This is a genomic window from Aquisalimonas sp. APHAB1-3 (genome assembly GCF_048323695.1).
Classification (GTDB): Bacteria; Pseudomonadota; Gammaproteobacteria; order Nitrococcales; family Aquisalimonadaceae; genus Aquisalimonas.
In genome coordinates this window covers 263,868-284,749 of the sequence record NZ_JBLWFT010000001.1, presented here as the reverse complement: position 1 = coordinate 284,749, position 20,882 = coordinate 263,868, and the positions used below count along the sequence as shown (strand labels likewise).

Here is a 20,882-nt window from a genome sequence, read left to right as displayed (position 1 = left end):
ACCCGCATTGTCTACTTCGGCTACCCGAGAAGGAAGGCGCGGGCGCGCCCTCGCCAGGTTGGCCGGTCAGGCCACTGCCGCCTGGCGCCGCATTGCCGGCTTCTCCCCTTTCACGCCCCACCGCCACAGCCACTCCACAGGCCCCATGTGGAAGCGACGCAGCCAGGCCGGCGCCACGATCAGAGAACTGCCCAGACCGCGAGCACCACCAGGAGCTGATCCACGCGGTCGGCTTGCCCGAACAGGCCAAGCCCGTGGCCGTAGAACACGGTGCCGCAGAGCACGCTGGTGAGGAGATAACAGCTCAGGGCCGTCTGGCCGAGCCAGCCGCTGCGATAGGCTTCCTGCTGGGCCGCAATCGCCTCGATTGAGGGCTGCCAGTGGGCCTGCACCGTTGCCTCGTGCTCGTCGCCGGGCATGGCGAAGAACAGCCCGGTCATGGCCAGTCCGACAACAACGGGCACCGCGTAGAAGAGCGCGGCGACGGTCAGTAGACGCCGGATCGAGGCCTTCCGGAAGGCGAACGCAATCAGCCCGATGACGGCATAGATGAACAGGACATCGCCGTACCAGATGCCGTAGGCGTGGATCAGCCCGATAAGCGCCAGGATACCCATGCGTCACCTGTGCTGGCGCCATGTAGAGATGCCGGCGGCTTCGGCCCGCTCCGCCATGACAACCATTCCGGCGCCGAACAGGGCCGCGAACAGCGCCAGGAACTTTGAATCGAACGGGACGTGGGACACCGCCCACAGCCAGAAATCGACGCCGGTCATGGTCCCGCCCAGTGTCGGGTTGAGATAGGCCTGGCTGATCATCGAGAACGTCTGGATGTTCATCACGGAGCGCCCGATCCGCGGCGAGCTTCTGTGCCTGCAGATGCAGGATCACTACCTTGCCGTGCACAGTACCGATGGCGAGCAACTCATCCTGTGCCGGATGGAAGATGCCGCAAGAGAGCTCGACGGCTTGGGCCGACGCGTCCACCGCTCCTGGTGGGTTGCCCACGACGCTGTCGAAGCGGTCAATCGGCACAACGTGCGGATGAGCCTCCTGCTCAAGGATGGTCGGGAGGTGCGGGTCAGCCGCACCTATCAGCAAGAAGTAGCCAAAGAAAAGCACCCCTCTCGGATGGGCCGGAACGCTGACTATGTCCGCAGCGACTTCAACGGAATCTCGCAGCACCATCACGGTTCTCCTGGTCCAGCGCTCAACCTCGGCGTTCAGTCGCGCTGTCGCGCCTCCTCTGTTGCGCGCTTCACGGCGGTAGAGCGCAGTTGCTCGACCAGTCGTGGCAGTTTTCTGAACGGTATTGCCGGGGCCGTCAATTGGTCCACTGTCCCGGTGAGGTACAGGTCGGAATCGGGGGCATAGAACAGCCATGAGCCGGACACTCCGGTATGCCCAATGAGCGTCGGGACGGTGAGGAACGGTCTCAGCAAGCGTGGGGTCTGAAAGCGCATCATGGCCAACCCGTACTCGATGGGCCAGCCGGGGGCTGTCGGGATAAGGGAAAACCCCAGCGGGTTCCAGTGCTCCCGCATCCGCTCCGCCGTGGCTGGCTCATCGAACAGGGCCCCGGTGATCAGGGCGCGCAAGAAGCGCAGCGTCTCCTCGGCCGTGCTGAAGAGATCCCGGAATGAGCGCAAGGCGAGCGGCCGGTCAAACGGCGCCTCACCCGCCCATGGCACTGCGGCTGGCGGCATGGATGCCTCCGAAGGCGTTCCCGGGTGCCATGTGCGGGTCAGGCCCAGCGGCGCGTAGATGAGCGTCGCGAACGCTTCATGGATTGGTTGGCGGGTAACCGCCTCGATCACGGCCATGAGAAGCTGGAAGTTGGTGTCCGAGTAGCGCACGGTATGCCGACGTCCGTCGAAGGGGCGGGGATTGAAGTGCGCGCCCTTCGCTGTCCGGACCAGTTCGGTCACGTCGGCTGGCTCCCAGCTCAGGTCACCCTGCTCAACGATTCGGTCCAGTAGCGCCTTGTTCCCCTTGGGCGCCTCCGAGAGGTATTCGGGCAGCCCGGAGGCATGCGCCAGGAGGTGGCGCAGTGTGAGATCGGCCGTCCTATCCACGCCCCGGCGCCGATGGAGACCAGTGACCAGATGGTCGGGCAGATGGTCCGTGAGCGGATCATTGATGGAGAGCCGGCCCTGTTCCTCGAGGCGCAGGATCGCCGCACCGATGTAGAGCTTGGTGACACTGGCCAGGCAGTAGGGCGTCTCCGGCGTCATCGGTGTACCACTCGGGTCCGCGGCACCGGCGGCACCGATCCAGCGGTACGAGCGATCCCCTGGCTCGACACCCAGGATGGCGTGCCGGATTCCCCGCAGACCGGCCAGGTCCTGAACCGCACGTTCCAGTAGGCTGCCAACGGCTGGCGGAAAGCTCCCGTGATGGATTGAATCGACCATCGTCTTGCTCTTCCCGACCGTGATTCGTCTTTACGGCGATTTGCCCCCTGGGATGGCTCGGCTCGCCTGCATCGAATATCACGTGCCGACGCGGGGCAGCCAGCGCCCGAACAGGTGCAGCGCTCGCACGTCGCCATCACCGTCACGCTCAAAGTACCCGGTGACGCCCTGGACCGGGGCGCTTGCGAACACGTACCGATCCGCAGGCCCACTCACCAGCCCGGCGCGCAGGTTCATCGGCTGCGATGCAGGCACTTCACCGTCCTCGGCCATGAGTGCCGGCAGTTCCGGATCATTCCGGAGGGTGAATTCCAGGTCTCCGGCCTCACCGACCGCTACCTGGCACCGCATGCCGCGAGCGCCATACGTCCCCGCATAGCCAGCAAGCGCGCCCGGCGTTGCCGACTCAGGCTCAGGCTCCGGCTCAATGACCCCTGTACAAGCCTCGAGCACGCGCCGTCGGGCCATGCGGTTGAACGCCAGACCGCCGGGGCTTGCATTGGTGAGTAGCGCCAGCGCCCAGTCATGTCCAGGGAGGAAAGACAGACTGGCCTCCTGGCCATGCGTGCTGCCGTCATGGCCCACGAGCCAAGCGCCGCCGACGTCGGTCAGAAACCAGCCGATACCCAGTGCATCGCCAATCGCGCAGCCGCGCATGGTCACCGTGGGCTCGTGCATTGCACGCAGCCTCGACGTGCTAAGAACCTGCGGCCCACGAGCTTCGCAATCCTCACCGGCATGGAATCTGGCCCAGCCGAGCAGATCCTTGATGCTGGTGACAAGGCCACCCGCGGGGTGGCCACTGCGCGGTACCGCCGACCAGGGTCGAGCGACCTGCAGGGTGTCGTCCGCCGACGGCCTGTGCCCGACGACAAACCGACGCGTCATGATGTGGTTGGGAAAGTAGAACGACGCGCGCAAGTCCAGAGGCTGCAGTATCAGCTTGCGAATGGCGCGCTCGTAGGTGTCACCGGTGACGTTCTCGATCACTCGGCCCGCAAGGCAGTATGCGGCGTTGTTATACGAAAACAGCGCGCCCGGCGGCGTGAGTTGTGCAACCTCGTTCAGACGAGCTACGAAACGCGCCAGCGCACCATCGCCTTCGCCGGTATCCGGAAAGAAATCGCCTTCCCAACCGGCGGTATGGTTCAGGAGCTGCCGCAGCGTGACCTGGGCGGCCGCCGTCGCATCCGCCAGTTGCAACTCCGGCACATAGCGGTGCACCGGCGCGTCCAGCTCCACGCGTCTTTCAGCCTCCAGCAGGACCAACGCGGTGGCCGTAAAGGTCTTACTGATTGAGCCCGCCTGAAACAACGTGTGCACATCGACCGGCAACGGGTTCTCGATGCTGGTCACTCCGTGACAGGCGTACGTCGTCTCGCCCCGGTGCCAAAGGGCGGCAGCGACGCCGGGAACGCCCCAGTCGTTGGCGAGCTCGGCGATGACGTCCAGCAGTGCCTGATCGTTCATGGGTGAAGCCCGATGTCGGCCGAAGCCAAGGTCGATCCCAGTCCCCAGTATCGCTGATCCATTCAGGGGGTAATGTCAGAAGCGGTACCCGATGCCAACCGAGACGTGGTGTAGCCATGCGAATGTATAGACGCTGCTGTTGTCGGCGCCGCCTTCCAATGTGCGATAGCCGCCGAACACCTGCCAGCCTGACGGCAGCGCATGACGCACCTGTACGGCAAGATCAAGGGCGCGCCCCTGTGGCGCGGCCGCACCCTCCAGGTCGAGCACCAGCGACGTGCGATCGGTCAAGTGATACCCGCCATACAGATGCAGCAGCGGTACGAACCCCAAGTCTTCATTCCTGGCGCGCACGTTGTCCTGGCGCAGTTCAATGTGGGCATCCCTGACCAGGAGCGCGGCTCCCACCCCGAGATCCCAGTCTGCATCGCGATGGAACATCCAGCGATAGGTCAGCCGATAGGTGTTGAACTTGTAGCTGGCACGGGTCGGTGTGTCCGCCTCGAACGTCTCACCGTCGAACTCCACCTCTCTGTCCAGGGTTCCTGTGCCCGTCTCCCTTACGGGCGCCAGGTTGAGGCGAACACTGTGCCGCTCGTTGAACTCATAGCCCACGTAAAGGCGAACATAAGGATCACCTCCGCTCCCGGTCAGATCGCGCAGGTCAACGGTGGTGCCCGTGTCGGAGGGAATGCGAGCGCGGTTGCGGCTGAACCAGAGGCCACCGGTCTCCAGCTCAACCGTCCAGCCCGAAGGATCGGATTCCGCCGCCTGCACCTGCCCGGGAGCCGGCAAAGCCATCAATACCAAGACCAGTAAGCTGCACGGACAGGCCCGGAGCATCATCGTGTCCTTCTCGTGGGGGCTTGACCGGAAGTCGCCCGAAGCCGGGGGTACCGTCTGCGGGGCACCGGAGGGCATGGCCATGCCATGCACAAAGGTCATTATACGTTCAAACCGATGAACGCACCGCCGATCACGGCTTCGGGGCCACGAAGGCGCTCGCTGTTCAACGACTCTCGAACGCTGGTGCGTGTGAGTTCGTCGCTTTTGTAAGACGTGCTGCGGTTCCCATGTCATGGCTGGGCAGAATCACCAATCCGGGCAGCCGCTCGCGTAATGCGCGCACCCTTGCGTAGGAGACACGCATCGCCTCGGAGCCCTCGCCCACGCCAGGCAATCGATCGGTCATGAGCATGTCCAGCTCAAAGGCCAGATCGGCGATCAACAGGATCGGTGGCATGCCGTTACTGCGCAACAACATGGAGACTGATCCGGCAGTGTGCCCCGGTGTCGGCAACAGCACGATCGAGCCATCCCCCATGACATCGAAGCAGGCGCCAAACGGGGCAAGCGCCGGGTCGTTGCAGGGCTCCATGTCGAATAACGTCCACTGCGCGCCGGGGCGATCAACATGCTGACGCAGATACCAGTTGCGTTCGGCATGCGGCCGAGTGAGTGCCTCCCATTCCTTCCGCGGTGCCAGAAGCTGGGCATGGAGCAGATGGTCGATGCAGCCGGTGTGATCGAAATGCAGATGGGAAAACACCACCTTTCGCACCGAGCTCACGTCATGACCCATCCGCGCCAGTTGGTCAGTGACGTTGTCCTGGGGGCTGATCTGCCAGCGAAACAACCGGTGCAGGAAGAACACGCCCACCGCGCTGCCCAGATAGCCCCGTGGATCGCTGGCAATCGCCGGATCCAGACCAGTGTCGAACAACACCAGCCCATCGCGATGGTCGATGGCGAAGAAATGCACCGGCACCCCATCGACCCAGCGCCGTGACAGAAGAACCCAGAGCATGAGCGGCAGCCGCGAGCCGTACCGGTGTTCGGGATGCATGCTGCCCGTCCCGGTTGTGCCCACTTGCACGCCTCGCAGCGTCCTCGATTGCTGTGGGTCTTGTATGGCGGCATCTCGGCGAGTCATGGCGGCCATGGTTCCCAACACGGAATGATTTATTAAGAGCAGCTTGGCTCACATCGATCCCGCGATCCACCCTGCAGAATGCGGTCCATGTCGGCGTTACGGCGAACGTCGACCCGAACCTGCCAGTGGCGGCCGCACCCCACAGTGACCGCTCTGAGGTGTTCCCGCTTCGCACGACAACGGGGTCGGCAAATGCAGCTTACGTCAGCCAGACGCGTTTCGATTCTCTCTGGATGAGCCCTTCACGCTCCAATTGCGCCAACGCGCGGTAAACCGCCTCGTGCGTCAGGGAGAGTTCCGTGGCGACGGCTTTCCAGTCGGAAAGCATGTCAACATGGTCAGCCCCGTTGCGCCGGGCAAGCTGGAGGTAATGCAATATGCGGTCTCGTGCTTTATTGAGGCTGAGCAGGGCAACGCGGGTTCGTGTGGACTGCACCAGATGCGCCATGCTCATGGCTGCCTGTAGCGCCATGTCGGGATTCGAACGCAGGCTCTCCAGGACGGCTTGACGTGGGTAAACAGTGACCGACGTGGGCGAGACTGCTCGGGCATCACAATGGTACCGCTCGGCGAACAGCGAGGGCTCAGCGACGCACTCTCCGGCTATGGCCTTGTATAGTGTGATTTCTTCGCCTCTGGCATCCGTTCGGATCAGAGCAACCGAGCCTTCCCGAACGACGTGCAGCGAATGCACAGGTTGCGTTGCCCGGAAAAGTACATCTCCAGTGGTCAATGTGCGAATCCCAGGAGGTTTCCCGGTGCACGTCCGAAAGAGGTCGTCCAACTCGCCGCTGTTCCGCTGCATGATTATAATCATATGTGTCGGTCAATCCCTCTGACAAACTCGATGGCGTTTTGGTCAACCTTCAGAGGCTCACCATGCGACACTTCGTGTCGGTCATCCTGCTCGTCGCTCTCTCGGGTCCACTTGCTGCGTCTGGCGATGATTCGGTCACGCATGGCTCGAATGCCCAGGACCGTCATCATGAGTATTCCGGTTTACAGCAACGCGAGATTACGAGCTTGTCGGAAGAAGAGCTGGAGGATCTCCGTGCGGGCAGAGGCATGGGGTTCGCCCTGCCGGCAGAACTGAATGGCTACCCCGGCCCGCGACACGTGCTGGATCTCGCTGATGAGCTGGAGCTGACGGAAGAACAGATCGAACAAACTCGTCGCTTGTTCGAGGATATGCAGCAGGAAGCGATTGCCGCCGGCGAGTTCTACATCGAGCGTGAACGTGAGGTTGACGCCGTGTTCGCGGATGACAACGCCAGCAAGGCGGAGGTCGACGCGGCAACTCAGGCGGCTGCCGAAGCACAAGGGAGGCTGCGGGCGGTTCACCTACGTTATCACCTAAAGATGACGGAACTGCTTACCAGGCATCAAATACACGAGTACCAGCAAGAAAGGGGTTACGGCGGCGATGGTGGGCACCATCACCACCATTAGGCTCACCAGCCGACCCTGAACGATCACCGGTGTGTCGCCTCCGACCGAGCGCCCGAGGCTCGAGCCCTAAGAGGGGGGCGGAGCGTTCCGTCGTGGTGCAGTTGTCGCTGGTTGGAACAGATCTATTCCGTGCGCGGAATGTTCTCTAGTAAGCGTTTGCCATGAACGATTGCAATCACGACGACAGCCGCCGGATTGACTCGATAGATTGCCCGGTAGCTGAAGATGAAAGTCTCACGATAAGCGGAATCCTCGAACTCCGGAACTACTCTGCCGCGGGAGGGGTTGTGGTCGAGGGTGGCGGCCGCCTACAGCAGTCGATCAACGACGGCCTCAGCGTGCTGCGGCGAATCTCTGCCAATCCACGCAGCAATAGCTTCGATGTCCTCAACCGCTTCCGGTGACCACCTTACTTCGTACGCCATTTCGAAAGACGGTCCAAGTCCTCCTGGTGAGATACAGTGCCCTCTGACTCGGCACGAGCTTCGCCACGCCTGACTTTCTCCAGGACATAAAGGTGGTACTGGATGTCTTCATAACTGCTATAGCGGCCGTTCGGTGACCGCAGGCCCGATGACGCCTTCAGGTCGGGATCGAGCCATAATGGGACCGGCTTCAAGGCAGTGTCACGTGAGGTATCGGTCGATATCCATAGCGCGGTGAAGCACGCTGAGGATATCCCTTAGCCAGCGCTGTACCTCCCTCGCCTGCTTCAGCTTTGCCACGACCGCATGCGCTCCTGCGCCTCCTGATTACTAACCGTGCGGCTAGCGCCTGAATCGGCGGGACGGCGGTCGATCGTCCTCGCGGAGGACCTCAGTCGAGCGCCGAAAGAATTTGTTAGGCGCGCCGACCGGCTTGTGGCAGTGTCACGCATACTCCCTTCCGAAGCATTCAAACGGAGCCCGCTGTGCGCAACAGCTCGGCCTTTCTTGTCAGTGTGATCGCAACCCTACTCGCGCTGGGGCTGGCCTTGTTGCTGGACGATGGCGCGTACCGTGTCGCCGGTCTCCCGCTGTTGCCAGCGCTGGCCCTGTTCTCGTTTGCGGTGCAGTGGCTGGTGTTCGTGCCATCCTTCCTGCGCCAAACCGAGCATTATTACGACCTCGCCGGCGCACTAACCTACGCCAGTGTGATCCTGCTGGCAGCCAGCTTCGCGAGTCCGGATGCACGTGGGTGGGTGATCACGGCGCTGGTACTCATCTGGGGCGGTCGTCTGGGCAGCTTCCTGTTCCTGCGCGTAAAGCGCAGCGGAAAGGATGGCCGCTTTGACAACCTCAAGCCCTACTGGGGCAGCTTCCTCATGGCCTGGACGCTCCAGGGGCTATGGGTTTTCGTGACGCTGCTGGCCGCATTGATTGCGGTGAGTAGCCCGGGGGCCTCGGGCTGGGATGTATTGGCCACGCTGGGGCTGATCATCTGGGTTGGCGGTTTTGCCATTGAGGCTGTAGCGGATCACCAGAAGAACGCCTTCAATGCCGACCCGACCAACCAAGGGCGCTTCATCCAACAGGGCCTGTGGGCCTGGTCGCGCCATCCGAATTATTTCGGCGAAATCATGCTGTGGACGGGTATCGCGGTCATGGCGACACCGGCCCTGACCGGATGGCAATGGCTGGGCTGGCTCTCGCCGCTGTTCGTCTGCTGGCTGCTCTTGAAAGTCAGTGGCATTCCGATGCTGGAGCAGCGCGCCGATGAGAAATGGGGTGGCGAGGCCGACTATGAGGCCTACAAGGCGGTCACGCCGGTCCTGTTGCCCCGGCCGCCCCGACGTCGTGCGAAATGATCGACTCCATCCTCGCCTGGGCCGGCGAGCACCGCGAGCAGGCCATCTTCCTCGTGCCGCTGCTGGCTTTCATGGAAACCTGTGTCGGCGTGGGCCTGTTCGTCCCCAGCTTGATGATCGTCGTGGTTACTTCAGTCTTCTACGCCAATGACTGGGCCAATATCTGGCTCATGGCTGCCATGGCGATGGTGGGCTCGTCGCTGGGTGACCACGTGGGCTATTATGCGGGTCGCGGGATCGGCCACCGTATCCATGGCTGGCGCATCATTCAGCGCAACGCGCAGCGCTGGGAACGCACCGAGGCCATGGTGCGTCGCTACGGCGTTTTCGTCATCTTCATCGGCCGTTTCATCCCGGCTATCCGTAGCCTGGTCCCCGCCATGATGGGCGTCACGCGATTCAAACGCACGCGCTATACCCTGTACGACGTGGCGGCATGCAGCCTGTGGGCGCTGGGCCTGGTCGCCATCGTGCAGGGCGCGCATACGCTTTTTCTCCCTTCCTGATTGATCCACCTGCTGCGAGACCGGGTCGCACGGGGCAAGCTGCTGTGTGTTCTAGTCGAGCTGAAGCCGGGCGCGGGAACCCAGTGATCCACTCGGGCTTGACTGAGCCCGGAAATCAGATCGCCTAGACCTGCAACGATTCCCCAGAGTCGTTCAGGAACCCCCTCACGGCGTCAGACGGCAGCGGTCGTGCGATGAAATACCCCTGCGCGTGATCGCAGCCCAGATCGGCAAGCAGATCGAGCATCCGGCGATCCTCCACTCCTTCGCCCACTACCTTCAGCTGGAGATCGCTGGCGATCTGCACGATCCGGCGCAGCATCTGGAGGTCCTTGGGCTGGTCGGGTGCCGCCTGGATGAACGAGCGATCCAGCTTGAGGACGTCCACCGGCAGCTTGCGGATGTAAGCCAGCGATGCGTAACCGGTGCCGAAGTCGTCGATGGCGATGCACACGCCCATGTCGCGCAGTTCCGCGAGCAGCTCGCAGTGGGCCTGTTCCACTTCGGTCAGCGCGGTTTCCGTGATCTCCAGCTCCAGCCGGTCGCCGGGGAAGCCCGTGCGCGCCAGTAGATCCCTGATGTGGTCGATCAGCGCCGGACTCATGAGATTCCGGCTGGAAATGTTCACCGCCAGCCTGGGCGTCGTGGCGGTCTGCCAGGTCTGGCTGTCCTGCACTGCCCGGTCCAGTACCCAGTGGGTAAGGTCCTCGATCAGTGCCGTCCCTTCCACAAGCGGAATGAACTGGTCCGGCGAGACGAGCCCGTGCTCCGGGTGGTTCCAGCGGATCAGCGCCTCGACGCCGACAATCGTCCGCGTGCGCAGGTCCAGCTCGGGCTGATAGACCAGATACATCTCACCGGCCTCAAGCGCCCGGGGCACCTGAGCCAGCAGTTGCAGAGCATGCCGGCGATCATGCTCGTCGCTGCTGTTGTGCACATCCATCCGTCTCCCGCGATCCCGCGCCCTACCGGCGGCGGCCGACGCCTGACGCAGCAGTTCATCCGGCGACTCCAGCGGGAACGCGGCCCTGGCCGACCCGAGGGCGATATCGGCGTACACCTGCATGCGCCCGATCTCGAGTGTCGACGGCAGGCTCTGCGGCTTTACCGAGGCGTCGCCGCCGCGCGCGATGCGCTCCAGCGCCACCAGATCATCCGGGGCCGTGCGTCCGAGCATCGCAGCGTCCGGCAGCCCGTCCGACACCCGCTGCCCGAGGGCGCGCATGATCTCGTCGGCCCCCTGATAGCCAAAACTCCCCACCAGGGCGTCGTAGTTCACCACCTTGAACGCCGTGGCGATCACGTCGCGGTCATCGCCGGCGTCGTTGTTGCGATCCGCCACGGCCATGAGGCGCCTGAGGCCCGGGAGGTTCGGCAGGCCGGTGCCGTTGTCCGTGTGCCAGTGCCGCTCCAGCAGCCCGGCCTGTCGGCTCGCGTATCCGAACAGCGCGCCCAGCGTGAAGCCGACCACGCTGATCCAGGCGGCTCGCACGAGCCAGCTCAGCTCTGTGGCGGGGTCGCCAGTGGCAATCCAGGCGGGCAACCGGCCCCACCAAAAAGCCTCCGAGGAACCCGCACAGCGCACCACCGACGGCGCGATAGCGGTAGGCGGCAAGAATGGTGGGGGCGTACATGAAATGGGCGTAGGCCGAGGGCGTCCCGCCATCGAGGACAACAGTCCAAAGTGCTGCAAGGAGCAGCAGCGCGATCAGCAGCAGGCTGACAAATGCACCATCCGTCCATCGCGCCAGCCGCGGCAAGGCCATCCGTTCCGCGTCCAAACCGCCCCCTCCCGGAACGCCGCTCCCGGATACGCGCCTGTCACCCCTGGAAAACGCGAAACGGCCCCTGGCGAACCTTCTTGTCTCAGCTTGTTATCGGTATTGTGCTTCCCGCACAAACCGGCTCATGTTTCCGTTGGTTTTCGTATTATGGATTGAGCCCTTTTCCCATAGACTTGCAGAACAACCACCGGTTAACAACGCCTTTCTGCACGCAGCACCCACGGGATGGTGCCGGCATGTCGCACCAGAGCTGAAGGCGCCCGTAAGCGGGCGATCCCATCCGTGATTGCGTTCGCGGACCCCACAGCCCGCTTGGGCGGATACTGGCCAGATGACGAACTGGAGACCCTTTCTGCTGATCGCCCTGCTTGCACCGGCGCTGCTCCATGCGGACGGCCGCTGCGGCGCGCCCGCCCTGGAGGCGCCGGACAACGCATACAAGGCGCTGATCCACGGGCTGCACCGCCAGCTGGAGATCCCATCCGACTACGTTGAGCGCACCGGGCTACCGCTGCAGCCGCAGGCCGAGACGCTGCACCTGATCGCCATCGACCAGCGCCGCGGCGCCTTTTTCATGAGCCCGGACGCGGCCCGGGCCTGGCTACGGATGCAGGCGGCAGCGCGCATGGACGGCGTGGAGCTGTTCCCGGCCTCCACGTTCCGCAGCGTCTTCCAGCAGACCACGCTGCTGAACCGGCGCCTGGACAACGGCCGGGCCATTGACGCCATTCTGCGCACCAGCGCGGCTCCGGGGCACAGCGAGCACCACACCGGTGATGCCATCGACATCGCCACGCCGGGCGGCCCCGGACTGACCCGCGAGTTCGCCGAGACAGACGCCTTCGCCTGGCTCGAAGCCCGCGCGGACGAGTTCTGCTTCGCCCTCTCCTACCCGGAAGACAACGACAACGGGCTGATCTTCGAGCCCTGGCACTGGATGTTTCAGCGCGGCGAGTGAGCTCCACTACCTGAAACCGGCCTACCTCGAAAGGACTACCCCTTCGGTTGATCTACATCAACAACGGGCGCCATGACGCACTGCAGAATACAGCCGTCCTTCAACTGTGGAGTGCACGGCCGTCATGGAACTGGATCCACTGCTTCTTTCTCGCATTCAATTCGCCTTCGTGGTGTCGTTTCACGCCCTGTTTCCGGTTTTCACCATCGGGCTGGCGGCGTATATCGCCACGCTGGAAGGCCTCTTCTACCGTACGGAGAACCCGGTCTACGCGCGGCTGTCCCGGTTCTGGACGCGGATCTTTGCCGTCATCTTCGGCATGGGGGTAGTCTCCGGCATCGTCATGGCGTTCCAGTTCGGGACCAACTGGAGTGCGTTCTCCTACGCCTCGGCGAACTTCCTGGGGCCAGTGCTGAGCTACGAGGTGGTCACCGCCTTCTTCCTGGAGGCCACCTTCCTCGGCGTGCTGCTGTTCGGACGCGACAAGGTGCCCAAGGGGGTCCACCTGTTCGCCGCCTGCATGGTCGCGCTGGGCACGTTCATCTCGTCGTTCTGGATTCTCTCCGCCAATAGCTGGATGCAGACTCCGGCCGGGATCGAGATGCGCGACGGGCTGATCTACGTCACCTCCTGGAGCGAGGCCATCTTCAACCCGTCTCTGTGGCCGCGCTTCTTCCACATGGCACTGGCGTCGTTCCTGACCGCCGGCTTCGTGGTGGCGGGGGTGAGCGCCTGGTACCTGCTGCGCGGGCGGGCGCCGGAAATCAACAGGAAGGCGCTGGGCATGACCGTGGTCCTGCTCGCCTTCATCGCCCCGGCACAGCTCGTGGTCGGCGACCTGCACGGGCTGAACACCTTCGAACACCAGCCGGAGAAGGTTGCCGCCATGGAAGGGGCCTGGGAGACGAAACAGGGCGCACCGCTGATCCTGTTCGCCATCCCCAGCGCCGCCAACGAGCGCAACTACCTGGAGATCGCCATTCCCAACGCGGCCAGCCTGATTCTCACCCACGACCTGCAGGGCGAAGTGCCCGGCCTGAAGGAGTGGGCACCGGAGGACCGGCCGCCGGTGGGCTGGGTGTTCTGGAGTTTCCGGGTGATGGTGGCCATCGGCCTGCTGATGATCGCCGTGGCCGCCGTGGGCCTGGTGCAGCGGCTGCGCGGACGGCTGTTCGACTCGCCGCGACTGCTGCGGGTGTTTACCTGGATGATCCCGCTGCCCTTCGTGGCCGTGCTGGCCGGGTGGTTCGTCACCGACATCGGCCGCCAGCCCTGGGTGATTCACGGCATCATGCGCACCTCCGAGGCGGTCACACCTTCTCTCACTGGATGGATGGCGCTGTTCAGCCTGATCGGCTTCATCGCCGTGTACGCGGTGATCTTCGCCGCCGGGCTCTACTACCTGGTGCGTCTGATCCAGGCCGGACCGGAAGCCCTGGAGGGCACCCCCGAGGCGTCGGAAGGACGGCCCAAGCGCCCGTTCTCCGCCGTGGACACGAGCTTTGACGACGGCGCGGCTCCGGAAGGCGTGCGGAGGTAGATGACCATGGAACTGATTGACCTGACTCTGATCTGGATCGGCATCATCGGCCTGGGCGTGTTCATGTACGTGCTCATGGACGGCTTCGACCTGGGCGTGGGGATTCTCTTCCCCTTCGCCCCGGACGAGGAGGCCCGGGACACCATGATGAACACCGTCGCCCCGGTCTGGGACGGTAACGAGACCTGGCTGATTCTTGGCGGCGCCGGGCTGCTGGCGGCTTTCCCGCTGGTCTACGCGGTGTTCCTGCCGGCGCTGTACATCGGCGTGTTCCTGCTGCTCGCCGGCCTGATCTTCCGCGGCGTGGCGTTCGAGTTCCGCTTCAAGGCGAACCGCTCGAAGTACCTGTGGAACTGGTCCTTCTTCGGTGGCTCGCTGGTGGCCTCCTTCGCCCAGGGCGCCGTGGTCGGCGCCTACATCCAGGGCTTCGAGGTGGACGGGTTCACCTACGTGGGCGGCCCGCTCGACTGGCTCACGCCATTCACGGTCATGACCGGTCTGGCGCTGGTGTGCGGTTACACCCTGCTCGGCGCCACATGGCTGATCCTGAAGACCGAGGGCGCGCTGCAGACCTGGGCCTACAGCGTGGCACGCTGGATGCTCGGCGCGGTGATGCTGTTCTTCGCCATCATCAGCATCTGGACGCCGCTGGCGGAGGCGCGGGTCCTGGACCGCTGGCTCGGCAACATCGAGTGGCTGTGGATCTTCCCACTGGTCACCCTCGGCGCGGCGGCGTGGCTGTGGCAGGCCATCGAGAAGCGGCGCGAGGGGATTCCGTTCATCGCCACGCTGACGCTGTTCATTACTTTCTACGCGGGGCTGCTGATCAGCATGTGGCCGCTGGCCGTGCCACCGGAACACACGTTCTGGGACGCCGCCTCGGCACCGGAGAGTCAGCTGTTCCTGTTGCTGGGCGTGCTGTTCATCACGCCGGTGATTCTGGGTTACACCGCGTGGACCTACTGGGTCTTCCGCGGCAAGGTCCGCGCCGGCGAGGGGTACCACTGACGGCGCCACGATGAGAGGCGCATCAGCCGGAGGGGTGTAACCGACCGCCCCTCCGGCTAATTAACATGCATTTGATCCACATCAATGTGATGTCTGCACCGCGACGGGCATGCTGGCAGGGCAATCCAGGGCCACCAAGAGCCTCCCATGCATGCGCTGTTTTCCATCGCTTTCCGCCCCTTCTTTCTCGGCGCGGCCTGGCTGTCCCTGGCCTGGATGGGTGTCTGGGTTACCCTGCTTGCCTACGGCGTCGGCACTACGGCGCCGGTGCCGCCGATGATCTGGCACGGCCACGAGATGCTATTCGGCTTCACCATGGCGGTGATTGCCGGATTCGTGCTGACCGCCGCGCAGAACTGGGCGGGCCGGCAGTCGGTCACGCCCCGGGAACTGGCGCTGCTGGTGGGCGTCTGGCTGGCCGCCCGCGTGGGCTTTCTGGTGCCCTGGCTGGTACCCTTCTGGCTGGTGAGCATCGTTGACCTGGCGTTTCTGCCGCTGCTGGCGTATTTCGTTGGTCGCACCCTTTTGCCGGCCCGCAACACCCGCAACTATATGTTCATCCCCCTGTTCGGCGCCTTCGCCGTACTCAACGGCGTTATCCACCTGGATATCCACGGCATCCTGCCCGGCGCGGCAATGCCGGCGCTGGATGTGACCATCCTGCTGGTGACCATGCTGCTGGTGTTCATGGGTGGCCGGGTCATTCCCTTCTTCACGGAGCGCTGGCTGGCCGACAGCCGTCCGCGCCAGTGGCCGGCGCTGAACTGGTGCGCAACCCTGGCGGTGCTGCTACTGGTGCCCATGTACCTGCTGGGTGGCCGCGATCCCATGCTGGCGCCGATCCTGTTCGCGGCGGCCGGCTTTCTGCTGGCGCGCTGGATCGCCTGGCGGCCGTGGCAGACCTGGCGCACGCCGCTGCTGTGGATTCTGCACCTGGGGTATCTTTGGATTCCGGTGGGGCTGGCGCTGCTCGGTATGAGCCTGTCCGGAGCCACCATCGCGTGGTCGGCCGGGCTGCATGCGCTGATGGTGGGGGCAATGGGATCGTTGTGCATCGGCATGATGGCGCGTGTCTCCCTGGGCCATACGGGGCGGCCGCTGGTGGCCCCCTGGCTGGCGGTGGCCGGCTTCGCACTGATCACGCTTGCCGCCCTTGCGCGCCTGGGCCTCGCCTTCTCCGTCGAGATCCCGTGGCTCGCCGCCGCGTCCGGGCTGGGTTGGGCGCTCGCCTATCTCTGTTTCGCCGTCGCCTACACGCCCCTGCTGGTGCGCCCGCGAACCACCTAAGCGTCGGGGCGCGTGAGCAGGAAGATGGTGACGCACACCAGGGCGATCACCTGAATCGCCAGTGCCGCCGGCGGCAGCTGCGCCCACAGCGCGATGCCAAGGCTGGCCACCACCGACGCGATGCCGATCCACTTCACTTTGCGGGGAATTGCGCGCTGGCTCTGCCAGGCGTGGATGGGCGGCCCGAACCGGGGGTGGTTCAACAGCCACTGGCGCCAGCGCTCGGAGCCGCGCGCAAACGCCCAGGCGGCCACCAGCAGAAACGGCGTGGTCGGCAGCAGCGGCACGACGGTGCCTGCGGCGCCAATCCCCACACAGGTCACACCGAGCACCCGCCAGAGCCAGCGCGTCACCACGGCAACCCTCTCGCGGTCAGGGCGCGCCATACGGCGCGGATACGGTCATGCTACACCGTTCGGGAGTAGCGCACGTTCGCCGTCCCGTCCTGCAGATACCGATCGAATACCATGGCGACGTTGCGTAGCAGCAGGCGCCCCGTGGGCAGCACCCTGATGCCGTCGGACTCGCGCTGGATCAGCCCGTCCGCCTCCAGGGGCGCCAGCGCCTCCAGCTCCGGGGCGAAGTAGTCGGTGAAATGAATCCCGAAACGCCGCTCGATGGCGTCGAAATCCACCCAGGTGCGGCACATGAGCCGCTCGATCACGGTTCTGCGCACCCGGTCGTCGAAATCGAGCTGGCAACCCTTTGCCACGGGCAGACGCCCGGCGTCCAGGGCGGCGTAGTAGCTGCGCAGGTCGGCCGCGTTCTGGCAGTAGTGACCACCGATCATGCCGATGGCGCTCATGCCGGCGGCCACAAGGTCGCACTCGGCGTGGGTGGAGTAGCCCTGGAAGTTGCGTTGCAGGGTGTTGTTCTCCATGGCGTGCACCAGGTCGCTGTCCGGCAGCGCAAAGTGATCCAGGCCGATGGCGACATAGCCCGCCTCAGTGAGCCGCTGCACCGTGTGCTCGAGAATGCCGAGCTTCTCTTCCGGCGACGGCAGGGTCTCGAAGGCGATGAGCCGCTGGGCCTTCACGCGCTCGGGGAGATGGGCGTAGTTGTACACGGACAAACGGTCAGGACGGATGGCGAGCACCTCGTCCAGGGTCGCATCGAAGGTACGCACGGACTGGTGCGGAAGCCCGTAGATGAGGTCCAGGCTCAGGGACTCCATCCCCGACCCGCGCCCCTGCTCGATGACCTCACGCACCAGGGTTGCGGACTGCTCGCGGTTGACCGCTTTCTGCACGGCGGGGTCGAAATCCTGCACGCCGATGCTCATGCGGTTGAAGCCCATCTCGCCCAGCATGCGCATGGTATCGGGGCCCACAGCGCGCGGGTCGATCTCGATGGAGAACTCGCGCTCGCCCATCGGCGCCGGCGGGAAGTGCCGGATGATGGTCTGCATCAGCCGCCAGAGCTGGTGGTCTTCCAGAAAGGTCGGTGTGCCACCGCCGAGATGGAGCTGCCTGAGGGGCCGATCGTCGTCGAACAGCGCCCCCTGCAGGGCCAGTTCGCGCTCCAGGTAGTGGAGGTAGATCTCGCCTTTGTGCGGGTGCCGGGTGATGATCTTGGTGCACGCGCAGTAGTAGCAGAGGCTGTGGCAGAACGGGATGTGCAGATACAGCGACAGCGGCCGCGGCACGGGATCGTCGTTGCTGGCGCGGGCGACGTCAATGTAGGCGTCGGCGCCGAATCCCCCGTGGAAATGCGGCGCCGTGGGATACGAAGTATACCGTGGCCCGGGAACGTCGTACTTGTCGTACAGCGGGCGGTCGAAAACGGTCTGCATGGGCTCCATCACCTGACGGGTTTCTTGCACCCGATCAGGCTAGCCCCGCGACCCGGCGCGGACATTGACCCAGGTCAACCGTCGGCGAGAGCGCCCTTGCCGACACCCTCGAACGCGCGCACGGTCAGGCGAACGGTGGGCTCTTGCTCTTTCATCGACGCATGCAGGTGAGCGGCGATCTGCTCCACCGTTGTTTCCGTTTCCAGCAGTTCGCAGGCCGCCGCGGGCAGTTCCAGCGTGAAAACGCCCTCGCCCGACGTGTAACGAAACCGGTGGAAGGGAACGCCGTCGCGGTCGGATGTGGCCACCAGGTGCTGGCGGGTACCGAGGTAGATGTTCTTCCAGCGTCGGGCCCAGTACTGCTCCCAGTCCCGCGCCGGCTCACCGTCGCGATGGACGATCAGCCGGGAGCGGTGACCATGGGCGATCCGCTGGCAGGCGCCGCCGTGGGCCTGCAGGCCATGGCTGTAGGCGTACCAGGCGCCGTCGATGGCCTCGTGCCGGAGGTGCACGACGAGATCCGTCACGTTGCCCGGGAGCCGCTGTAACAGAGTGCCCTGCAGCAGCCGCTCCAGCGCCGCAGCGTCCACCCGCGCACCGGGCACCACCACCACCGTGTGCGCCGGGCCGCTCATGCGAATCGTGCCGCGGCGACTCGGGAACTCCACCGCGACTCCGCCGTCGGTGTGGCTGACCTCGGTGCCCTGCTCCGGGACCAGCAGACGATGATCGACGGTGTCATCAATGGCGGCCTTGAGCTCGCGCTTGATGTCACCGAAATCGAAGACCATGCCCTGGGCATCCAGGCTGCCGCCGATCTCCACATCGACGATCCAGCTCTCGCCCACCAGCCCGTCGACGGGATCGAGCCGCGAGGAATCGATGACGGTCAGCTGTTCGACGAATAGGCGGGCCATGGGGTACTCGCAGCGTGGTGTGGACAGTCGGGCTGCGCAGTTTACCCCAATGGCCGGGCGGATGTCCCGACGCTCAGTCGGTCACGTCCGCCGGCGTGAACCGGGAGGTGTCCGCGCGCTCCATAATGGCCCGCTCGGCCTGCGGGTTGAGCACCACGATGCTGATGCGCCGGTTGATCGGATTCTGCGGATTCTCCTTGTCGAATAGCACCGTATCGGCAAGCCCCGTCACCTGCGCAATGCGTTCGGCTTCCGTCCCGCCGGCCAGCAGCGCACGTCGGGCCGAATTGGCACGATCAGCGGAGAGCTCCCAGTTGTCGTACTCGTCCGGGTCCGTGAACGCCACAGCGTCCGTATGGCCCGTGAGACTGATCTTGTTCGGCACGGCATTGATGACCTCCCCGAGCTCCATCAGGATCGCCTCGGCGTAGTCCCGCAGATCGTCCTCCCCCAGATCGAACATGGGCCGGTTGCGCTTGTCCACAAGCTGTATGCGCAGCCCTTCAGGGGTGATATCCAGCAGCAGGTGATCCTTGAAAGGCTCCAGCGCCTGACTCTGCTCGATGGCGTCCTCCAGATCGGCCTGCAGGGACTCCATGCGGTCGCGCTGGTAATCTTCGGCGACGCGCATGATGTCCTCCACCGTCGGTTCGCGCGGCGAGTCGGCGATGTCCAACGGCGTCTCGCTGCCACCTTCCAGATCGATGAGGTTGTCACCCGGCTGCTCGCCGGCGTCCTGGTAGGCGGTGGGGTTCTGGAAGTAGTTCGCGATTCCCCGCCGCTGGTCATCGTCCACGACCGAAACCAGCCACAGCACCAGAAACAGCGCGAACATGGCGGTCATGAAGTCGGCAAACGCCACCTTCCAGGAGCCGCCGTGAGCAGCCTCCTGCTTCTTCTTGACGCGCTTGATGATTATCGGCTGAGTCTTGTCATCCATGCTTTCGCTCCTGGACTACCTCAGCCGCGGCCCTTGAGATGGTTCTCGAGTTCTTCGAAACCGGGGCGTTCGTTGTCGTACATGACCTTGCGCCCGAACTCCACGGCAAGCACCGGCTTGTATCCGTTGAGAATGGCCATGATGGTGACCTTGATGATCTCCAGCAGCTTGGCCTTCTCCCGTGCACGGTGCTCCATGGCCTTGCCCAGAGGACCGACGAAGGAATAGCCGGCGAGAATGCCGGTGAACGTGCCGATCAGTGCGGCGGCAACCAGCTGCCCGATTACTGTGACCGGGCCGTCAATTTCACCCATGGCAATGGTGATGCCCAGCAGCGCCGCAATGATGCCGAAACCCGGGAGCGCGTCGGCGGTCATGTTGACCGCGTGGGCGGGCATCTCCTCTTCTTCGTGCAGGGTCTCCAGTTCCAGGTCCATGAGGTTTTCCAGCTCATGGGGATTCATGCTGCCCCCCACCATCAGGCGCAGATAATCCGTGAGAAAGGTCATGGCCTCTTCTTCGGCGAGGATGCGCGGATACTTCTGGAAGAGCTCGCTGTTCTGCGGATCATCGACGTCCTCCTCAATGGCCAGCAGCCCTTCGCGCTGCGCCTTGTAGAAGAGGTCGTAGAGCATGGCCAACAGGTCCATGTACGTGGCCTTGCTGTAGACCGTACCTTTGAACAACAGCGGGATCACCCGGAAGACCTTCTTGACGACCTTGCCCGGATTCGCGATCAGAAAGCCGCCGAAAGCGGCGCCACTGATGATGAGGAACTCGTAGGGCTGCCATAGGATTGCGAGCTGGCCACCGTGGGCCACATAGCCCGTAATGACCGAAAACACCACAATCAACGCACCCAAGACAATCAACATGTTCCACTCCCACGCCCTGTGGACTTGTTTGTTTGAAGCGTGTCGGAGGACGGGCGCGCACACCGCCGCCGTCCGCTTGAACTCTGTCCCTGTGATCGGCCGGTATTGCGGAAACTGAAGCCCGATGATTCCCGCCCGCTCACCCGGCCCTCCTGACCGGCCATTCAAACGGCATGCTACACGGGGGCGGGTATTCATAACGGCCAACTGGTTCGCAAACTGC

19 protein-coding genes and 3 pseudogenes are annotated in these 20,882 nt (G+C 64.2%); 8 read left to right on the top strand and 14 right to left on the bottom strand.

All coding sequences use genetic code 11. The features are described from left to right. Positions 1 to 66: 66 nt before the first annotated feature. Positions 67 to 419: pseudogene (locus ACNSTU_RS01315) on the bottom strand (DUF418 domain-containing protein). Positions 420 to 620: 201 nt separating this feature from the next. Next, a complete protein-coding gene (locus tag ACNSTU_RS01310) occupies positions 621 to 839 on the bottom strand; it encodes a hypothetical protein (RefSeq protein ID WP_290636114.1) in 219 nt (72 codons plus the stop codon). Between ACNSTU_RS01310 and ACNSTU_RS01305 the strand changes: the two are divergent. Next, positions 832 to 1,101 (top strand): annotated as a pseudogene (locus ACNSTU_RS01305) (LytTR family DNA-binding domain-containing protein); the annotation flags it as partial. The gene ACNSTU_RS01310 and the pseudogene ACNSTU_RS01305 sit on opposite strands and share 8 nt — an antisense overlap. Before the next feature lie 122 nt (positions 1,102 to 1,223). Here the strand turns inward: ACNSTU_RS01305 and ACNSTU_RS01300 are convergent. The 5 genes from ACNSTU_RS01300 to ACNSTU_RS01280 form a co-directional block, all read right to left on the bottom strand. After that, positions 1,224 to 2,414, bottom strand: a complete 1,191-nt coding sequence (locus ACNSTU_RS01300) for a serine hydrolase domain-containing protein (RefSeq protein ID WP_290636112.1) — start codon at positions 2,412 to 2,414, stop codon at positions 1,224 to 1,226. A 78-nt stretch (positions 2,415 to 2,492) separates the two neighbouring features. After that, a complete protein-coding gene (locus tag ACNSTU_RS01295) occupies positions 2,493 to 3,884 on the bottom strand; it encodes a serine hydrolase domain-containing protein (RefSeq protein ID WP_418212015.1) in 1,392 nt (463 codons plus the stop codon). A 75-nt stretch (positions 3,885 to 3,959) separates the two neighbouring features. Next, positions 3,960 to 4,727, bottom strand: a complete 768-nt coding sequence (locus tag ACNSTU_RS01290) for an outer membrane beta-barrel protein (protein WP_418212153.1) — start codon at positions 4,725 to 4,727, stop codon at positions 3,960 to 3,962. 166 nt (positions 4,728 to 4,893) lie between these two features. Beyond that, positions 4,894 to 5,730, bottom strand: a complete 837-nt coding sequence (locus tag ACNSTU_RS01285) for an N-acyl homoserine lactonase family protein (protein WP_418212014.1) — start codon at positions 5,728 to 5,730, stop codon at positions 4,894 to 4,896. Positions 5,731 to 6,016: 286 nt separating this feature from the next. Beyond that, positions 6,017 to 6,550 carry a Crp/Fnr family transcriptional regulator gene (locus tag ACNSTU_RS01280; RefSeq protein ID WP_418212013.1) on the bottom strand — a complete coding sequence of 178 codons (534 nt, stop codon included), beginning with the start codon at positions 6,548 to 6,550 and terminating at the stop codon, positions 6,017 to 6,019. A gap of 146 nt (positions 6,551 to 6,696) precedes the next feature. Here ACNSTU_RS01280 and ACNSTU_RS01275 point away from each other — a divergent pair, with 146 nt between their 5' ends. Beyond that, positions 6,697 to 7,266 (top strand): hypothetical protein, encoded by a 570-nt coding sequence (locus ACNSTU_RS01275; RefSeq protein ID WP_418212012.1) that lies wholly within the window; start codon positions 6,697 to 6,699, stop codon positions 7,264 to 7,266. Positions 7,267 to 7,388: 122 nt separating this feature from the next. Here the strand turns inward: ACNSTU_RS01275 and ACNSTU_RS01270 are convergent. Then, positions 7,389 to 7,559, bottom strand: a pseudogene (locus ACNSTU_RS01270) (type II toxin-antitoxin system RelE/ParE family toxin); the annotation flags it as partial. Between the two features lie 617 nt (positions 7,560 to 8,176). On the opposite strand from ACNSTU_RS01270, the gene ACNSTU_RS01265 reads away from it, so the two are divergent. Further along, a complete protein-coding gene (locus ACNSTU_RS01265) occupies positions 8,177 to 9,052 on the top strand; it encodes a DUF1295 domain-containing protein (RefSeq protein WP_290631887.1) in 876 nt (291 codons plus the stop codon). Then, complete coding sequence (locus tag ACNSTU_RS01260) at positions 9,049 to 9,558, top strand: DedA family protein (RefSeq protein WP_290631889.1); 510 nt, start codon at positions 9,049 to 9,051, stop codon at positions 9,556 to 9,558. Before ACNSTU_RS01265 ends, ACNSTU_RS01260 begins: the two co-directional genes overlap by 4 nt. Before the next feature lie 124 nt (positions 9,559 to 9,682). Here ACNSTU_RS01260 and ACNSTU_RS01255 read toward each other — a convergent pair whose 3' ends face one another. Next, positions 9,683 to 11,101: a putative bifunctional diguanylate cyclase/phosphodiesterase gene (locus ACNSTU_RS01255; RefSeq protein WP_290637776.1), complete on the bottom strand. Its 1,419-nt coding sequence runs from the start codon at positions 11,099 to 11,101 to the stop codon at positions 9,683 to 9,685. A gap of 572 nt (positions 11,102 to 11,673) precedes the next feature. Between ACNSTU_RS01255 and ACNSTU_RS01250 the strand changes: the two genes are divergently transcribed. The 4 genes from ACNSTU_RS01250 (at position 11,674) to ACNSTU_RS01235 (ending at position 16,135) form a co-directional block, all read left to right on the top strand. Next, positions 11,674 to 12,300, top strand: coding sequence for a M15 family metallopeptidase (locus ACNSTU_RS01250; protein ID WP_290631893.1), 627 nt, complete (start codon positions 11,674 to 11,676; stop codon positions 12,298 to 12,300). A 124-nt stretch (positions 12,301 to 12,424) separates the two neighbouring features. Beyond that, the gene (locus ACNSTU_RS01245) at positions 12,425 to 13,840 is read left to right on the top strand and encodes a cytochrome ubiquinol oxidase subunit I (RefSeq protein ID WP_290631895.1); all 1,416 of its coding nucleotides are present in this window, start codon (positions 12,425 to 12,427) and stop codon (positions 13,838 to 13,840) included. A gap of 6 nt (positions 13,841 to 13,846) precedes the next feature. Next, positions 13,847 to 14,848: a cytochrome d ubiquinol oxidase subunit II gene (gene cydB, locus ACNSTU_RS01240; RefSeq protein ID WP_290631897.1), complete on the top strand. Its 1,002-nt coding sequence runs from the start codon at positions 13,847 to 13,849 to the stop codon at positions 14,846 to 14,848. A gap of 147 nt (positions 14,849 to 14,995) precedes the next feature. Then, a complete protein-coding gene (locus ACNSTU_RS01235) occupies positions 14,996 to 16,135 on the top strand; it encodes an NnrS family protein (RefSeq protein ID WP_290631899.1) in 1,140 nt (379 codons plus the stop codon). Here ACNSTU_RS01235 and ACNSTU_RS01230 read toward each other — a convergent pair. The 5 genes from ACNSTU_RS01230 to motA all read right to left on the bottom strand — a co-directional run bounded on the left by ACNSTU_RS01230 (position 16,132) and on the right by motA (position 20,659). After that, complete coding sequence (locus ACNSTU_RS01230) at positions 16,132 to 16,491, bottom strand: YbaN family protein (RefSeq protein ID WP_418212011.1); 360 nt, start codon at positions 16,489 to 16,491, stop codon at positions 16,132 to 16,134. The two genes, ACNSTU_RS01235 and ACNSTU_RS01230, sit on opposite strands and share 4 nt — an antisense overlap. A gap of 50 nt (positions 16,492 to 16,541) precedes the next feature. Then, a complete protein-coding gene (gene hemN / locus ACNSTU_RS01225) occupies positions 16,542 to 17,927 on the bottom strand; it encodes an oxygen-independent coproporphyrinogen III oxidase (RefSeq protein WP_418212010.1) in 1,386 nt (461 codons plus the stop codon). A 74-nt stretch (positions 17,928 to 18,001) separates the two neighbouring features. Further along, on the bottom strand, positions 18,002 to 18,844 hold the full coding sequence (locus ACNSTU_RS01220; protein WP_290631903.1) for a 6-pyruvoyl trahydropterin synthase family protein: 843 nt from the start codon (positions 18,842 to 18,844) through the stop codon (positions 18,002 to 18,004). A gap of 73 nt (positions 18,845 to 18,917) precedes the next feature. Continuing rightward, the gene (motB, locus tag ACNSTU_RS01215; RefSeq protein WP_290631905.1) at positions 18,918 to 19,784 is read right to left on the bottom strand and encodes a flagellar motor protein MotB; all 867 of its coding nucleotides are present in this window, start codon (positions 19,782 to 19,784) and stop codon (positions 18,918 to 18,920) included. 20 nt (positions 19,785 to 19,804) lie between these two features. Further along, positions 19,805 to 20,659 (bottom strand): flagellar motor stator protein MotA, encoded by an 855-nt coding sequence (gene motA, locus ACNSTU_RS01210; RefSeq protein WP_290631907.1) that lies wholly within the window; start codon positions 20,657 to 20,659, stop codon positions 19,805 to 19,807. Positions 20,660 to 20,882: the final 223 nt, after the last annotated feature.

Excerpts from the sequence above, each read along its gene's own strand:
- ACNSTU_RS01310 (WP_290636114.1), bottom strand. The coding sequence starts at position 839 with ATGAACATCCAGACGTTCTCGATGATCAGCCAGGCCTATCTCAACCCG.
- ACNSTU_RS01300 (WP_290636112.1), bottom strand. The coding sequence starts at position 2,414 with ATGGTCGATTCAATCCATCACGGGAGCTTTCCGCCAGCCGTTGGCAGC.
- ACNSTU_RS01275 (WP_418212012.1), top strand. The coding sequence starts at position 6,697 with ATGCGACACTTCGTGTCGGTCATCCTGCTCGTCGCTCTCTCGGGTCCA.
- motA (WP_290631907.1), bottom strand. The coding sequence starts at position 20,659 with ATGTTGATTGTCTTGGGTGCGTTGATTGTGGTGTTTTCGGTCATTACG.
- ACNSTU_RS01295 (WP_418212015.1), bottom strand. The coding sequence starts at position 3,884 with ATGAACGATCAGGCACTGCTGGACGTCATCGCCGAGCTCGCCAACGAC.
- ACNSTU_RS01285 (WP_418212014.1), bottom strand. The coding sequence starts at position 5,730 with ATGCATCCCGAACACCGGTACGGCTCGCGGCTGCCGCTCATGCTCTGG.
- ACNSTU_RS01245 (WP_290631895.1), top strand. The coding sequence starts at position 12,425 with ATGGAACTGGATCCACTGCTTCTTTCTCGCATTCAATTCGCCTTCGTG.
- ACNSTU_RS01250 (WP_290631893.1), top strand. The coding sequence starts at position 11,674 with ATGACGAACTGGAGACCCTTTCTGCTGATCGCCCTGCTTGCACCGGCG.
- motB (WP_290631905.1), bottom strand. The coding sequence starts at position 19,784 with ATGGATGACAAGACTCAGCCGATAATCATCAAGCGCGTCAAGAAGAAG.
- cydB (WP_290631897.1), top strand. The coding sequence starts at position 13,847 with ATGGAACTGATTGACCTGACTCTGATCTGGATCGGCATCATCGGCCTG.
- ACNSTU_RS01235 (WP_290631899.1), top strand. The coding sequence starts at position 14,996 with ATGCATGCGCTGTTTTCCATCGCTTTCCGCCCCTTCTTTCTCGGCGCG.
- ACNSTU_RS01260 (WP_290631889.1), top strand. The coding sequence starts at position 9,049 with ATGATCGACTCCATCCTCGCCTGGGCCGGCGAGCACCGCGAGCAGGCC.
- hemN (WP_418212010.1), bottom strand. The coding sequence starts at position 17,927 with ATGCAGACCGTTTTCGACCGCCCGCTGTACGACAAGTACGACGTTCCC.
- ACNSTU_RS01220 (WP_290631903.1), bottom strand. The coding sequence starts at position 18,844 with ATGGCCCGCCTATTCGTCGAACAGCTGACCGTCATCGATTCCTCGCGG.
- ACNSTU_RS01290 (WP_418212153.1), bottom strand. The coding sequence starts at position 4,727 with ATGCTCCGGGCCTGTCCGTGCAGCTTACTGGTCTTGGTATTGATGGCT.